Source organism: Paenibacillus xylanexedens (assembly GCF_001908275.1).
Classification (GTDB): Bacteria; Bacillota; Bacilli; order Paenibacillales; family Paenibacillaceae; genus Paenibacillus; species Paenibacillus xylanexedens_A.
In genome coordinates this window covers 6518962-6533262 of the sequence record NZ_CP018620.1, presented here as the reverse complement: position 1 = coordinate 6533262, position 14301 = coordinate 6518962, and the positions used below count along the sequence as shown (strand labels likewise).

At 44.3% G+C, this 14301-nt stretch carries 16 protein-coding genes and 1 riboswitch; of the genes, 11 read left to right on the top strand and 5 right to left on the bottom strand.

Annotated features, from left to right (window positions below):
• The first annotated feature begins 138 nt into the window (after positions 1-138).
• The 6 genes from BS614_RS28460 to BS614_RS28435 all read left to right on the top strand — a co-directional run bounded on the left by BS614_RS28460 (position 139) and on the right by BS614_RS28435 (position 5790).
• On the top strand, positions 139-483 hold the full coding sequence (locus BS614_RS28460) for a thioredoxin family protein (RefSeq protein ID WP_074096381.1): 345 nt from the start codon (positions 139-141) through the stop codon (positions 481-483).
• A 481-nt stretch (positions 484-964) separates the two neighbouring features.
• Entirely contained in the window at positions 965-1903 is a 939-nt protein-coding gene (locus BS614_RS28455) for a COX15/CtaA family protein (RefSeq protein ID WP_074096380.1), read from the top strand.
• A gap of 163 nt (positions 1904-2066) precedes the next feature.
• A complete protein-coding gene (locus tag BS614_RS28450) occupies positions 2067-2783 on the top strand; it encodes a Cthe_2314 family HEPN domain-containing protein (RefSeq protein WP_074096379.1) in 717 nt (238 codons plus the stop codon).
• Positions 2784-2912: 129 nt separating this feature from the next.
• Positions 2913-3054: riboswitch (SAM riboswitch) on the top strand.
• A gap of 126 nt (positions 3055-3180) precedes the next feature.
• Positions 3181-4215 (top strand): methionine ABC transporter ATP-binding protein, encoded by a 1035-nt coding sequence (locus BS614_RS28445; RefSeq protein ID WP_074096378.1) that lies wholly within the window; start codon positions 3181-3183, stop codon positions 4213-4215.
• Complete coding sequence (locus BS614_RS28440) at positions 4216-4875, top strand: methionine ABC transporter permease (protein WP_047841298.1); 660 nt, start codon at positions 4216-4218, stop codon at positions 4873-4875.
• Positions 4876-4950: 75 nt separating this feature from the next.
• On the top strand, positions 4951-5790 hold the full coding sequence (locus BS614_RS28435) for a MetQ/NlpA family ABC transporter substrate-binding protein (protein ID WP_036605748.1): 840 nt from the start codon (positions 4951-4953) through the stop codon (positions 5788-5790).
• Positions 5791-5913: 123 nt separating this feature from the next.
• Here the strand turns inward: BS614_RS28435 and BS614_RS28430 are convergent, their stop codons facing one another.
• Positions 5914-6912 (bottom strand): DUF2167 domain-containing protein, encoded by a 999-nt coding sequence (locus BS614_RS28430; RefSeq protein WP_167544431.1) that lies wholly within the window; start codon positions 6910-6912, stop codon positions 5914-5916.
• Positions 6913-7085: 173 nt separating this feature from the next.
• Between BS614_RS28430 and BS614_RS28425 the strand changes: the two genes are divergently transcribed.
• Positions 7086-7865 carry an SDR family oxidoreductase gene (locus tag BS614_RS28425; RefSeq protein WP_017692411.1) on the top strand — a complete coding sequence of 260 codons (780 nt, stop codon included), beginning with the start codon at positions 7086-7088 and terminating at the stop codon, positions 7863-7865.
• A 138-nt stretch (positions 7866-8003) separates the two neighbouring features.
• Here BS614_RS28425 and BS614_RS28420 read toward each other — a convergent pair whose 3' ends face one another.
• A complete protein-coding gene (locus tag BS614_RS28420; RefSeq protein ID WP_017692412.1) occupies positions 8004-8249 on the bottom strand; it encodes a NifU family protein in 246 nt (81 codons plus the stop codon).
• Positions 8250-8327: 78 nt separating this feature from the next.
• On the opposite strand from BS614_RS28420, the gene BS614_RS28415 reads away from it, so the two are divergent.
• Positions 8328-8582, top strand: coding sequence for a YuzB family protein (locus tag BS614_RS28415; protein ID WP_074096376.1), 255 nt, complete (start codon positions 8328-8330; stop codon positions 8580-8582).
• Here the strand turns inward: BS614_RS28415 and BS614_RS28410 are convergent.
• Together BS614_RS28410 and mqnE are read right to left on the bottom strand one after the other, a co-directional pair.
• Positions 8579-9640 (bottom strand): NAD(P)/FAD-dependent oxidoreductase, encoded by a 1062-nt coding sequence (locus tag BS614_RS28410; protein WP_036605751.1) that lies wholly within the window; start codon positions 9638-9640, stop codon positions 8579-8581. The two genes, BS614_RS28415 and BS614_RS28410, sit on opposite strands and share 4 nt — an antisense overlap.
• Before the next feature lie 234 nt (positions 9641-9874).
• Positions 9875-10981, bottom strand: coding sequence for an aminofutalosine synthase MqnE (mqnE, locus tag BS614_RS28405; protein WP_047841294.1), 1107 nt, complete (start codon positions 10979-10981; stop codon positions 9875-9877).
• Between the two features lie 630 nt (positions 10982-11611).
• Here mqnE and BS614_RS28400 point away from each other — a divergent pair.
• On the top strand, positions 11612-11968 hold the full coding sequence (locus BS614_RS28400) for a HesB/IscA family protein (protein ID WP_074096375.1): 357 nt from the start codon (positions 11612-11614) through the stop codon (positions 11966-11968).
• A gap of 219 nt (positions 11969-12187) precedes the next feature.
• Positions 12188-12418 carry a chromo domain-containing protein gene (locus BS614_RS28395; protein WP_074096374.1) on the top strand — a complete coding sequence of 77 codons (231 nt, stop codon included), beginning with the start codon at positions 12188-12190 and terminating at the stop codon, positions 12416-12418.
• A gap of 510 nt (positions 12419-12928) precedes the next feature.
• Here the strand turns inward: BS614_RS28395 and BS614_RS32680 are convergent.
• On the bottom strand, positions 12929-12985 hold the full coding sequence (locus BS614_RS32680) for a putative holin-like toxin (protein WP_074097034.1): 57 nt from the start codon (positions 12983-12985) through the stop codon (positions 12929-12931).
• A 962-nt stretch (positions 12986-13947) separates the two neighbouring features.
• On the opposite strand from BS614_RS32680, the gene BS614_RS32675 reads away from it, so the two are divergent.
• Positions 13948-14199: an FRG domain-containing protein gene (locus BS614_RS32675; RefSeq protein ID WP_074096372.1), complete on the top strand. Its 252-nt coding sequence runs from the start codon at positions 13948-13950 to the stop codon at positions 14197-14199.
• The last annotated feature ends 102 nt before the right edge of the window (positions 14200-14301 follow it).

The following is a 14301-nucleotide window of genomic DNA, read 5'->3' as shown; positions in this document are numbered from 1 at the left end:
TGACATCCTTTCATGATGTTCTGGGTTTAAATTCACAGACCATGTGGTTTATTCTAAGTATGCGCTGATTATTTGACTTCCACTCGCCAATTTGCTTCACTTAGGGTAAGACAAGGTACAGAAAGGGAGATGAACCGAATGGAACAGATTACTTCCAAACCGGCTTTTGATGTAGCCATCCAATCCCCACGTTTGACGATTGCCGTATTCAAGGCAGACTGGTGTGGTGACTGCAAATACATCGATCCGTTTATGCCTGAGGTTGAAGAGAAATATGCACGTGAACTGACCTTTATTGAGGTCGACGTGGATCAGGTTGGAACCGTTAGTGAAGAGCAGAATATTCTTGGCATTCCGAGCTTTGTGGCATATACAGATGGCCGCGAACTCGTGCGGTATGTGAACAAGCTGCGCAAGTCGAGAGAAGAGATTGAGCAGTTCCTGGATCGCGCAGTTGAGGTGTACAACACGATTCATAAATAATGTTATACAAGCTCAACTTTTACACAGGCACTCCGATGACAGAATAACCTTCCGATCGCTGTTATCCCCAGATTTCTTTGATCCCTTTTATAAAGGGGAGAAATCCGGGGATAAAGGCGAACGCTCCGCTTCTTCTGGTTATTTCTGTCCTCTCCGTTATTGTGTAAATGTTTCATGAACTTATATAAAAGTATGACAGGTTCATGTTGTAAAAGGGTATAATAAAAAGAACGCCATTTCTCTTGAAATAGGGAAATGGCGTTTGTGTGTTCGACACGTTCTATGTAAGAAACGTTTCTGTACATATCCTCAATGACCTGCGGGTCATTATTTCACCAGACGTTAACATTTTGTCACAAAGCGCGACGTCAATGAACATTTTATCCGGTATAATGAATTTAGTTGTGAAATAAGTGTCAAAGTACCGAAACAAGCGGAGAATATTCTTCGCCATCTTAAACCAACAGCGGGTGAGAAAAAATTGAAACACTTAACTTTGTTTAAATGGTTAACCGTATTAACCTGTCTTGTCATGTTTCTGGCCACTTTTGGTGGAGGCATCGTAACCAAAACGGAATCAGGCCTTGGCTGCGGAACAGAATGGCCTTTATGTAACGGAAAACTCGTTCCCGCACATACTGTGGCTTCACTCATTGAATATTCCCATCGCGCTGTAAGTGCACTGGCTGGACTGTTGTCCATTGCCTCGTTTGTTGCTTTTCTGCGGTTTGGCAAGTCACGCCGTGACCTGCAATTGTTTTCTTTCTTAACTCTGGTATTTGTTATCGTCCAGGGAATTATGGGGGCATTTGCCGTTGTCTTCTCCCAATCTTCAGCAGTCATGGCACTGCATTTTGGCTTTGCACTGATTGCTTTTGCCAGTTCTCTAATGATGGCGCTGGGCATAAGGCAAGAGGCAAAAGATGGCGGATTGGAGCGCCTGAATAAATACCCTCGGGTTAGCAAAAAATTCAGGAATCTGGTCTGGTTCTCCACCATTTACACATATCTCGTGGTATACACAGGTGCATTTGTGAGTCACACGGATTCTGCCGGCGGATGCTCCGGATTTCCGCTCTGTAACGGTCAGATTATTCCTGAGCTTTCGGGTGGGGTAGCGGTTGCCTTTGCTCATCGTGCAGCAGCTGCGTCGCTCGTGATTGTTATCGCGATCCTGGGTCATTTCGCTTACCGAAATCATCCAGATAACAAGGAAATGCGTAACCTTGGCGTGATATCCGTTGTTCTCATTTTGATGCAAGTAGTCATTGGTATTTTCATGATGGTGACAATGAGCCGTCCGGAAGTATACATGTTCGTAGCTCTCGCTCATATGCTGGATATCGCCATATTGTTCGGAGTCTTAACGTATATGAGTTTCCTGGTGTACAAGCTACATCGCCCGGCTAATCGTTTTTAAATATGAAAGTCCACCATCTAGTGATGTACATCATTGGGCAGGTGGACTTTGTTTGATGTCAGAGGGATCAGGGCAACCTATGGCAAGCAGCAATTACACGGAATGAATGATGTTACGTTTACGGTGATGAATTCTTGTTGATTTGGAAAAGAGGAGGTTAGATATGCTGCGAACGTTGTTGGGGGAAAAGCCACGTATAAACGAAGGTAAATTGAAGGCAGCGATGGACGCAATGGCGCATACGCTTGAGCTATTTCAACGACAAATGCATGTGGACCATGATCCCACGCATGACTATCGGAAGCTGTATGTGTGGACTCAGGGACTCATCTCCTCACTGGATGAACTGGAGCAAAGCTGTTTCGCTGCTGCTCATTTTCGCAAAAAGGTCGTTGCAGGTTCAACGGATGATATGACGCCGACTGAAAAAGCCGAGTATGCACGGTATGTGTATTTCTACAAAGATGGCTTTATCCGCTGCTTTGCCATTCTGGATAAAGTGGGCACGGTATTAAATGAAATATTCCAGTTGAATACTTCAAATACCAAAGCGCATTTTTCTTATTTTACTGTGTTAAGGCAGTTTGACTATGCGAGGGAACATCATGATCTTGCGTTGCAATTAATACAGATCAAGGACTCTTATCGTGAGCCGATGAGCAAGCTGCGCAAACGACGTAATATGGAAATTCACTACATGAACTCAGAAATGCACGATGACCTGTGGCAGTTACACCAGACCTTGCAAGGTAAAGTGAAATTGGAGGATCTGAATCAGCATGTGCAGGAAATGCGTCAGGGCATCGATATGGTCTGTGAAACGTTAACAGCCTCTTATAGTTATATCAACAAAATATGGAAAAGAAATAATTCCCTTTGACAAATCGGAATACTTGGAATATACTGAGTTTCAATCGAATGTTACATGGATATAACTGATAATTCGGAAGTTACGTTCACATTATAAAGCATAAACTACATGAACTTATAAAATCCTACAACAACATATTTCTTATCGAGAGCGGCGGAGGGACAGGCCCGATGAAGCCCGGCAACCGATTTGTAATGACATGATACATGTATCATTCGTTATAGATGTTAGGTGCTAATTCCTACAAAATGGTGCAAGACACGATTTTGGCAGATGAGAAGGTATATTCTTTCACGTGAAGAGCCCTCTTTGTATCTGCAAAGGGCTCTTTTTTTGTACTTTAAGGGGAGTTTTCCTTTAGATCGGGTAAAGATACATGTAGGTGGTTGGAAAGGGGCAAGTGCGATTGATTGAATTAAAAGGTTTAACGAAAACGTACGGCAAAGGGAAAAAATCTACAACAGCGTTATCCGAGCTGAATTTGAGCATCCAAAAGGGTGAAATCTACGGAGTGATTGGCCATTCCGGAGCGGGCAAAAGCACATTGATTCGCTGCATTAATTTGCTGGAACGGCCTACGGAGGGTGAGGTATGGGTTGACGGAATCAACCTGACTGAACTGAGCAAAACCGAATTGCAGCAACAGAGACGCAAGATCGGGATGATTTTTCAACACTTTAATCTGTTATCTTCGGCAACGGTATATGACAATGTAGCTTTTCCACTAAAGCTTGTGAATACACCCAAGGAAGCCATTGATCGCAAAGTGAAGGAAATGCTCGCACTGGTTGGTCTGGAGCACCATAGCAGCAAATATCCGGCTCAATTATCGGGTGGACAGAAACAACGTGTAGGGATTGCGAGAGCACTTGCAAGTGACCCGAATGTACTTCTCTGTGATGAGGCTACTTCGGCACTTGATCCGCAGACGACAAATTCAATCCTGAAGTTATTACTCGACATTAATGAAAAGTACAACCTTACGATTGTGCTGATCACACATGAAATGCATGTCATTCAGAATATTTGTGACAAGGTGGCTGTCATTCATCAAGGCGGCATTGTGGAACAGGGACCTGTAACAGACGTGTTCCTGAAGCCGCTGCATGCGATTACGCGGGACTTCATGATGCGTGACCATGAAGCTGGACTTGCTCTGGAAGAGACCGCTCTGGCAAATGCAGGCGTTGAATTGCAGGCAGGTGCTGCTTCCAAACTTGTGAAGATATCCTTTCTGGGTAACAAAACGTATGAAGCGATTTTGTCTAGAACGGTACGTAAGACAGGAGTGGATTTTGCCATCCTGCAAGGTACAATCTCTACGATCAAACAGGTTCCTTATGGGCAGCTGACCGTTCGGTTCGAGGGTGATTCAAATGCGATTGATCGGACGATATCAGAATTAACCGCTGAGGGACTTGATGTGGAGGTGCTTCGTTAGATGGATTTTTCAACAGTTCGCTGGGAAGAGGTTGGTAAAGCCTCCATTGAGACACTGCAAATTTTGGGTGTATCAGGCTTGTTCACCGTAATTTTTGGTTTACCGCTCGGAGTGCTGCTGTTCATGACAGCCCGATCTGCTTCGATCAAGTCACGGACGGTGTACATTATATTGTCCTTGATTGTGAATATTTTGCGCTCAGTCCCATTTATCATATTGATTGTTGCTCTTATACCGTTCACTCGTTCACTCGTCGGTACTGCTACAGGTGTGTTAGGTGTTATACCACCTTTAGTTATTTCAGCAGCTCCTTACTTTGCTCGATTGGTGGAGACGACGTTGCGAGAAGTTGATCGGGGTGTCATTGAAGCGGCACAGTCGATGGGTGCATCGACCGGACAAATTGTAAGACGGGTATTACTGCCTGAAGCGTTACCTGGTTTGGTTGCTGGTATTACCATTACCATCGTTACGCTTGTCTCTTACACGGCGATGGCGGGCATGGTTGGTGGTGGAGGTCTAGGAACGCTGGCAATCAACTATGGGTATTATCGTTATCAAAATGAAATCATGATTATATCCGTAGTATCGATGATCATTCTTGTGCAAATTCTCCAGATGGCTGGAGATCGCTTGGTTACATTTTTCACCAGGAAATAACACATAGATAACATGATGGTTATGCAATAATGCGGACGCCACATGACAAAAATGATTAGAGAAGGGGTTTTACACATGAAAAAATGGTCTTTTGCTCTACTTAGTCTTATGTTGATTGCGGTTCTCGCAGCTTGCGGAAACAACAAGGACGCCGATAGCGGCGCAGACAATTCAGCAGGTGCACCTCGTACAGTTGAATTGAAAGTTGGAGCTTCACCTACACCACATGCAGAGATTCTGGAAAGCATCAAGCCTGAACTGGAAGCACAAGGTATTCGTTTGCAAGTCGTTACGTTCAATGACTATGTACAACCCAATCAGCAACTTGCTGATAAAAAATTGGATGCGAACTTTTTCCAGCACCAGCCTTATCTGGACACAGAGAATAAAGAACGTGGATTCAACCTCGTTTCTGTAACACCTGTTCATGTTGAACCTTTTGGTGGATACTCCAAAAAGATTAAGTCTTTGGATGAATTGGCAGACGGCGCAAAAGTAGCAATTCCAAATGACCCATCCAATGGTGGACGTGCACTGTTGTTGCTCGCGAAGGAAGGTATCATTACGCTGAAAGACAACACAAATATTACATCTACGATTCAAGATATCACAGCCAATCCGAAGAACCTGGATATCATCGAGTTGGATGCAGCCATGATGCCACGTCAATTGGATGAAGCGGATCTGGTATTCATCAACGCTAACTATGCGCTCGAAGCGAACCTGAATCCGGCGAATGATGCTTTGCTGATCGAAGATCTGCAAGGTAACCCATACGCAAACATCCTCGTTTCCCGTGAGGACAACAAGGATGCAGATGCAATCCAAAAACTGGCTGCTGCTCTGCACTCCGAAGAAGTAAAAACATTCATCAAAGAACGTTATAAAGGTGCAGTTGAACCTGCAACTGAATAATTCACGATATGTATGATATGATGTGAAGCTATTAAGAATAAGCCGTATATCTCTTCTGAAGAGATATACGGCTTATTTTATGTTTCCTAATCTGCGCTGACGTGGCGATCAATAAGGGAAGGGTTAGGGCTTATCTTGTTTCTCCGCGTTGGATGGATGCCCAGATTGGCGGTAGTAGGGTAATTCATTCTGATCAGCATACTGCTGCTCATCTGCTTCTTGCAGGTACGTCCTCTCGGAGGGAGAAAGTTTTTCTTCTTCTCCATTTGAGCTTTTGATTTTGTATCTGATCCAACCGATTAGCCCAAGGACGATAACCAGGATCAAGGCCCATCCTTTTTTGAGCAGAAGAAGAGCACTGAATTTCTGGGAAGCCGTGTATCCGATCCCGCCCATCAGAAGACTGTTGAGCCCTATGGTGGATGTTTTGTCAGTCGAAGCATTGTACTCCTCGTAGGTATATCCTGCATTGATGCTAAGTTGATTAAGGACGGTTTCCTCGAATGCCTGGCGGCTCTGTTGAAAGTTGGCCGTATCTGTAACCAGAATGGCTGTGATGTACCCTTCGCGTGTCAGGAGTTTTACATTGTAATTGACCATGGCTTGCTGATCAGCATTCTTAAAACCAAGGGAGTAAACCAACTGATGTTTGGTACTGTCATATGCCGGTTCGATTTCCCACCCCGTTATGTACGTTCTATATTCAGGATCAAGTTCTCTGTTATCTTCTTCTGTGCCTCGGATATAACTGCTTAACAGTTCTTCGGCACTCAAATTTTGATCGTCATCGTGGATGTGACCTGTCTTCACGTACTCGAACACAACATACCACGAGCCGAATTCGCTATTGCTGGTTAGGCTTCCGATTTCATTCCCGTTAGGCTTCCCATCACTGTTAAGTATCGAGCGTTGGGTATTGGGCTTATCCAGATAGGAATGGCTTTCAGGGACTTCCAGGGTGGCCTTACCGTCCAGAGAGACAGATGCTGGTCCAGTAATCCAATCGTACTCATCAGGCGCTTGCTCATTCTCACTTGCCGCTGATACCTGTAAGGCACTAGAGATTGTGAATAAACTCAACATTAAAAGTGTAAGAAATGATATCCATCTTTTGTTCTTCATATTCATGTAGAGGTCCTTTCAGGTTATATCCTCGACAGTACCATAGGTGTTTGATTTCGATCAAGATATATTTGGAATTAAAGGTGGATAATCCCTTGTGAATAAGCGAGTTGTAGGAGGACGATAAATCTTTTATACTGGATAGTGACTGCTCTTTGAAGAGGGGGATGAACGTGAAGGGAAAGATTGCCCTCATAACGGGAAGTGCCAAAGGTCTTGGTAAAATGACGGCCCTCAGTCTGGCAGATCAAGGGTGCCATATTGCCCTGAACTATGTACACAGCAGAACAGAAGCTGAGGCTTTAAAGGCTCAGATTATAGCCAAGGGTGTGCGGTGCATTGCCATCCAGGCTGATATATCCAAGGTGGAAGATATCTCTTCATTGGTTGAGCAGGTGGAAGGTAACTTGGGCAGCATTGATATTTTGGTGAATAACGCAGGTCCATTTGTCCGTGAACGACGATTATTTGCGGATTATTCTGAAGCTGAGGTCCAGATGCTTGTGCAAGGAAATCTGCTGGGACCGATGTTGCTGGATCAGCGTGTATTGCCAGAGATGAGACGCAAGCAATGGGGACGCATTATCCATTTTGGCTTCAGTCATGCTGGAGAAGCGAGATCCTGGCCTCATCGCGCCGTATATGCGGCTGCCAAGGTAGGTCTGGTTTCGTTCACAAAGACACTTGCTGTGGAGGAAGCTCCTTATGGAATTACGGTTAACATGGTATGTCCAGGTGACATTCGTGGTGCGAACAAAGAGAAAACGATTGATGAAATGGCAGGCATCACCGACGAGGAAACGCCAAGAGGGCGCCCAGGCAGCGGTGAAGATATTGCACGAGTGATTACGTATCTGTGCCTTGATCATTCCGATTTTATAACAGGTAACATTATGGATGTATCTGGAGGACTTGATCCGATTCGTCCGACCATACAGCGTGAGGATACTTAAAAGGTGAATTGAAGGATTGTACGTGGAAACGGGTCAAGATGACTGTGAACATGGACTCTCTGCATATGCACACAAAAAAAGAGCCCTCCGCTTCATGCGAAGCGAAAGGCTCTTGAGGTTTATTTCGTGAAGGATTGATTAGAATACTTGTACGACTTCTTGTACACCCTCAACTTCTTCGAGAAGGGCACGTTCAATCCCGGCTTTTAAGGTAATGGTGGAGCTTGGGCAACTGCCGCAGGCACCGACCAGTTTCAGCTTAATAATGCCGTCTTCCACGTCGACCAGTTCCACGTCACCGCCATCGCGCTGCAGAAACGGACGAAGTTTGTCAAGCACATCAATTACTTCATCATACATGGTGCTTTGTGCGTTTTCGCTCATTTTTTTCAACTCCTTTCCCCTATATTATATTACAAATGGCCACAAATTAAAATGGTCAAACAAAGCAGGTGAACCTATATGAGACCGATTATTGAATTTTGTGCCAATAATATGCATTTTGGCACAGATGAAGTCATGGATCAACTGGAAGAAAATCCAGACTATGATGTGATTGAATACGGCTGCCTCACCAACTGCGGCCAATGTTCTATGACTCCTTTTGCACTGGTGAATGGTGAAGTTGTCATCACGGACAAAGTGGAAGATCTATATAACGCCATTCTGGCCAAAGTTGCCGAAGCCGATGTCTGGGACGAGCTCGATCTCGACTAACCGAGATGACGCTTGGACATCCAGAGCACACCACTTTTCAAAATACGAGGTACACGTCCCATCATGGACGTTTTGCCCATCAGCCCAAACCCAGACTTCTTGCCGAGTGCACCCAGTGTGCCACGAAGCTTGAGTGGATGTGGATTGGGCTTTTCGCCTTTCCAGAGGGCATGCTGAATATGGGCGATCTGCTCACCCTGTACTTCCGCAGCTTGACCGCTAGGTGCATAAGGTACACTGGCACAGTCACCAACGACATACACATCGGTATATTCCGGGATTTGGTAGTATTCATTCAAGACGACACGTCCTTGAGGGTCTTTGGTTACGTCCAGATCCTGTACCACTTTTACTGGTTGAATGCCTGCAGTCCATACGACAGCATCCGTTAGAATCTGTTCATCCCGGTTATAGATAGCATTAGGTTCAACGCGTGAAATGGCGATATGTCCGCGTGTCTCAACTTGATGTTCGTTGAACCATTCATGCACATACACGGATAGACGTTGCGGGAAGGCTGATAATACACGTTCACCACGATCCAAAATGCTGATGTTCAGATCTGGTCTGCTCTCACGAAGTTCGGCTGCTATCTCGACACCACTTAATCCGCCGCCTACGATATGCACATTGCCATAGGCTTTGACTTCATTAAGCCGCAGGTAGGTCTCGCGTGTTTTGCTAAAGCTCTGAATGGTACAGCTGTAGTCTTCGGCGCCTGGCGTGTTGTGGAAACGGTCTGTACAACCAAGTCCAATGACAAGTTTGTCGTACACGAGCGGGTCTTGGCCTTCAAATTCAATCTGACGCTGTTCCAGGTCAATCGAAGTAACTTCTCCATAACGGTAAGTGACTTTATCGCTCACTGGAAATTGGATACGCAGGTCATAATCAGATACGGTTCCTGCTGCGAGTGCGTAATATTCTGTCTTTAATCCCTGAAAGGGGCTGCGGTCTACCAAAATAATTTGTGTATCGGATGGAATTTTACCCTCCAGAAGTTCCTTGATGATGGTGAGGCCGCCATAGCCGCCTCCAAGAATGACGAAATTTTTCATGACTCGGCTTCCTTTCTGCATCAGTCCCACTGAAATGGGGCTGTAAACTGTGGAGCAGCTATGCAATAACATAGCTGCTCCTTTTGTTATGATTTGAATAATTGAAAAGTAGACATTGAAAATTGAAGATATTATTCAGCAGTTTGCACCACTCGAATTCAAACGTCTCCCTATAATGAAAGCTGCGTTCTGGAGTGGTGCTGGTGCAATATTGGTTGTGGATGGAATTATATCCTATTCGTACACTTGAATTTCATTGTAGAACGTATCACGTTCTACCGGAATACGTCCTGCACCCTTAATGAGCCATATGAGCTCTTTACGTGTAAGGCCTTCAGGTGTGAGTGCACCTGCCGCATGACTAATCCGTTCGCGAACGATTGTACCGTGTGCATCCGAAGCACCAAATCCAAGAGCAACTTGAGCCAGCTGTGGACCGATGTTAATGAAGTATGCTTTGATATGGTCGATGTTATCCAGCATCAGACGGCTGATCGCAATTGTTTTGAGATCTTCATAAGCCGAGTTACGACGCATAATGCTTGCGTTTTTACTTTTTGGCTGCATGGAAAGTGGGATAAAGACCATGAATCCGTTGGTCTCGTCTTGCAATTCACGGATCTGCACCATATGGTTGACGCGGTCCTCATAGGATTCAATTGATCCATACAGCATCGTTGTATGGGTACGCATGCCCAGGTTATGAGCAGTACGGTGCACCTCAAGATAACGATCGACGTTCGCTTTGTCTACACGCATTTTTTTGCGATATTCATCCGACAGAATCTCAGCGCCGCCACCAGTCAATGTTTTCAAACCTGCTTTTTGCAGCTCTTGCAGAACTTCCTTAATACTGAGTCCGCTGATGCGAGTGAAGAAATCAATCTCGGCTGCTGTGTAAGCTTTCAGTGTAACATCCGGATATTTCTCGTTTAAAGCACGCAGGGAATCGACATAATATTGAAAAGGAACATGGTTGTTATGTCCGCCTACGATATGGAACTCACGTACGCCTGGATGAATATGCTGTTCCACATAATCGATCATTTCCTGACCGGATAATGTATAGGAGCCTTCTTCACCCTGGTCTTTACGGAAATTACAAAAAGCGCAGTGGGCTTCGCATACGTTCGTAAAATAAAGACTCATGTTTTCGATGAAGTATACTTTCTTACCATTTTTCCGCAAGTTGGCCTCATTGGCCAGCTGGCCCAAAGTTAGCAGATCATCTGTTTCATACAGATATACGCCGTCTTCTACGTTCAGCCTTACGCCGTTCTGCACTTTCTCAACGATTTCAGCCATTCTTTTGTCTGTGAACGGTGTTACCAATGTAGACATACTGTTTCCTCCTGTTCTTAACCGGATTTGAGTTGTGTGTAGGATCTGTATACAGAACTACATAGCAAAGATGCGGTCAACTGCCGCCTTCTTATATGGACTAACTCTTATTTACCCGGTGCAGCGTGTGCTGCGTACGTAAAGCTAATTTTTTCATTAAAGTGAGTCTTGTGACTCTATATGCATTGGGGACTGCGGACAGTCTCGAAATGTGAAAAAAATTACAACTCTATATATGATCGTCACCTGAATTAGTCATGACAAAATATCGACATTTCAGTGCGACCACCTATTCATTATAAACCTCGTGTCGCGGGGGTTCAATACACTGGGAAGAAAAAGGAGTTCAGGGGGAACGCGGAAAGAGGCAAACATGACTTGAGACCCTTGACGGGGTGGAGTATAATTTAAAGAAGAGTTAATGAAAGGTAGTTCAAAAAGTCCGCTTTTGATTACGAAGGATGCCTAGCGGCATCTCAGCGTCGAATATGGGATTCAGCCGAAATGTCCGTTGCTCACGTAGTTTTGCCTACGCTCCGCTACTCCATTTCTATCTTCATCCCATCTTCTTGGTACTGAAAAGCGCCCTTTTTGAACATGATTTTATATGAAAAAGGAGAGTGACCTGGCATGATTAACATCAGCGAAACGGCTGCTGACAGATTGAAAGAGATGCTTGCACAGCAAGAGACACCCGGTATGTTCCTGCGTCTTGGCGTAGCACCGGGCGGTTGCACCGGATTTTCGTACGCCATGGGCTTTGACGATAAAGAGTCCGATGAGGACCTGTATATGGATATTCAGAACATGAAGGTTGTAGTCGAGAAGGAAAACCTGAAGTATCTGGATGGTCTCGAAATTGATTTTGAAGAGTCCGGTATGACGGGTGGGTTCACCATCCATAATCCTAACGCGGTAGCGACTTGTGGCTGTGGATCTTCTTTCCGTACGAAGGAAGATGCGGGTGTGCCTGATAAGGATTGTTAATCTGACGCGGGTTTGAGCGCATTCGATAACGGATGACGGACGCAAGCCTGTAACGGTAGCCTTAACGGTGCAGATTGTGAATTGCGCAGGTATTTCGGTAGGTTAACAACCCCGGACGATGAACGTTATCAATCCTTGAAATGGCATTTCAGGGTTGTGAATCACGGCCTCTATGGCGTATTAGTCTCGTACTAATTACGCTATGGAGGTCTTTTTGTTATGGCATTAAAGAAACGAGAAAGACGTGCTCCGGTCGGCGCGCGTGATGTAAAGTTGTTTCCGGAGCTGACATTAGAGCAAGCACTGGATTTTGTAACCAACGCGAAGAAAGTGGAGGGTTTACGCGAAAGCACCCTTAAGGATTACACGAAACATTACGGTTACTTCGTGAAATGGCTTGAGGAGTTTCATCCGGATATCACGCTAATTAAGCTCATACAGAAAACATGATGAAAGTTTTTATTGAGGAAGAAATCCTAAAAGTGTTGGATGGGGATGGCACCTCCGTTGCTCAGCAGATTGAATTGACTTCCCGCCTTGGGGCTACAGATGCAGCAAATGTTAGTATTGCTAATTTGTATGGCACAAATTTTCTTACCGTTGACAATAAGCTAGTCAGAAATATGATTTCATGTTCTGATGAATTAAGCAAAATTGAGAACGTTTACTATACCACACCTCTTCACAGAACTGACTAAAATTGAGTAGAAAAAGTTTTACATAAAATCAGTTTCTATAAATTTAAAATGTCCGGTATTAATTGATTCGATTCGTTAACCTCATAACGCAAACCCTAGCGCTCATCTCTTCGGAGGTGGGCGCTTTTTTTGTCTATGCACGCAGTATACACGGAAAAGACGCAGCCTTAAGTGACTACGTCTTGGGGTCTTGCGAGTGATCCCTATAAAAGTTATGATAAAACTGTTAACACGATGCGGTAGCAACTCTTGGTCGGGGACGCTACCGCTTTTTAATGAAAGTTAACATAGCCAAAATAAAAATGCCAAAAGTAAGCATAACGATTAGTGCCTCATACGTACTGATAAATATCACCTCCTCGATTCAGTGTAACTTAACCTGCCTAGAGTAGTCATTAAATTTTAGTAGCCGACTAAAAGTTGTTGACTTTTCGAGTAGGCCCAAAAAGGAGTAACTTCTACTAAGCAATTTGAGTATATGATTATCGAGGCGAGTGTGCAAATTCCATATTCGGCGATTTCGGTTTTGATTGCGAGTAAAACCGGATTCCCTGAATTATGTAAATAATATCTTTTAAAGTTATTTTATATCTAATAGCGATATTTTGTATCTTTATTAGTTATTTAAACCCTTCTTGTGTTAGTCCTCGTGCATAGATGGTGGCTCTCCAGTTCAAAATAAACTCTCGAATTCTCTCGTTCTCTCATTTTTTCAAAACATTAAAAAACCGTAGCCCGCATGCAAGGTTAACGGTTCTTTCACACTCGCTCCTTCCGCGCGTCCTCATCGCATTCGAGCGTGACATGGCGCGAATGCGGTGAGGACGCTTAAGACGCCGACCCTTTACGTCAATGTTATCGTGGAAGCCCAGAGTAAACTTACCGCAGACAGCTACGAGATCCGCAAGCAGTTTTGGATACGCGATATTAAAGTCTAAGAAGAGTTTTCGGACGGGGACAGTGTGGTTGCGCGCTATAAATGTCGCGGATACGAGCTCGAAGAAGTTCGTAGACCCGTCGGTAGCGGAACGGTTGCAATGTAGATGAAATGAAAGGACTACCGTGAATGTATTGTAAGTTGTATAATTTGGTATTAATTACTACTAATTGGAATGTTTTTAGGAGATATGTTATGAAAAATAAACTTAAACCCTCACTAATAGACTTGATTTATAAATCAGAGTCAGGAATCCACTGCATTGCATTCAAGTGAATGACTTAAATGAACTTAATACCGTTTTTTCACTCACTGTGCAATGGAATTTGATCTGGAGAGGACAGATGCTAAAAGATTGGAAGTTGGAGTCAACGTTATCAAGAGTAGTGAATCCCTTACCTGCTACTACCAATCTTGATGAAATTTTGGATAAGCACTTAAATAATTTCAAGTCTTTTTCAAGAGGCAGGAGAGGTTCCAATCCTCCTCTGGATATTGTGGATGATGAGTGGTGGGCTCTCGGGCAGCGCCATGGTTTAGCCACCCCTTTGTTGGGCTTTTTCTCCCTATGTTGCAGCGTTCTTTGCTTTCAGTAAAGAAATCTAGGAAACTAAAACTGAAAATAACTTGCGTGTAGTGTATGGGTTAGATAGGGCGGTTGTAAGAGAACTGTCCTCTTTTGCTGTTGAGTTTTATCC

Excerpts from the sequence above, each read along its gene's own strand:
- BS614_RS28435 (WP_036605748.1), top strand. The coding sequence starts at position 4,951 with ATGAAAAAATGGTCTTTTGCTCTACTTAGTCTTATGTTGATTGCGGTT.
- BS614_RS28400 (WP_074096375.1), top strand. The coding sequence starts at position 11,612 with ATGATTAACATCAGCGAAACGGCTGCTGACAGATTGAAAGAGATGCTT.
- BS614_RS28460 (WP_074096381.1), top strand. The coding sequence starts at position 139 with ATGGAACAGATTACTTCCAAACCGGCTTTTGATGTAGCCATCCAATCC.
- BS614_RS32675 (WP_074096372.1), top strand. The coding sequence starts at position 13,948 with ATGCTAAAAGATTGGAAGTTGGAGTCAACGTTATCAAGAGTAGTGAAT.
- BS614_RS28420 (WP_017692412.1), bottom strand. The coding sequence starts at position 8,249 with ATGAGCGAAAACGCACAAAGCACCATGTATGATGAAGTAATTGATGTG.
- BS614_RS28410 (WP_036605751.1), bottom strand. The coding sequence starts at position 9,640 with ATGAAAAATTTCGTCATTCTTGGAGGCGGCTATGGCGGCCTCACCATC.
- BS614_RS28415 (WP_074096376.1), top strand. The coding sequence starts at position 8,328 with ATGAGACCGATTATTGAATTTTGTGCCAATAATATGCATTTTGGCACA.
- BS614_RS28395 (WP_074096374.1), top strand. The coding sequence starts at position 12,188 with ATGGCATTAAAGAAACGAGAAAGACGTGCTCCGGTCGGCGCGCGTGAT.
- BS614_RS28430 (WP_167544431.1), bottom strand. The coding sequence starts at position 6,912 with ATGAAGAACAAAAGATGGATATCATTTCTTACACTTTTAATGTTGAGT.
- BS614_RS28440 (WP_047841298.1), top strand. The coding sequence starts at position 4,216 with ATGGATTTTTCAACAGTTCGCTGGGAAGAGGTTGGTAAAGCCTCCATT.
- BS614_RS28450 (WP_074096379.1), top strand. The coding sequence starts at position 2,067 with ATGCTGCGAACGTTGTTGGGGGAAAAGCCACGTATAAACGAAGGTAAA.
- mqnE (WP_047841294.1), bottom strand. The coding sequence starts at position 10,981 with ATGTCTACATTGGTAACACCGTTCACAGACAAAAGAATGGCTGAAATC.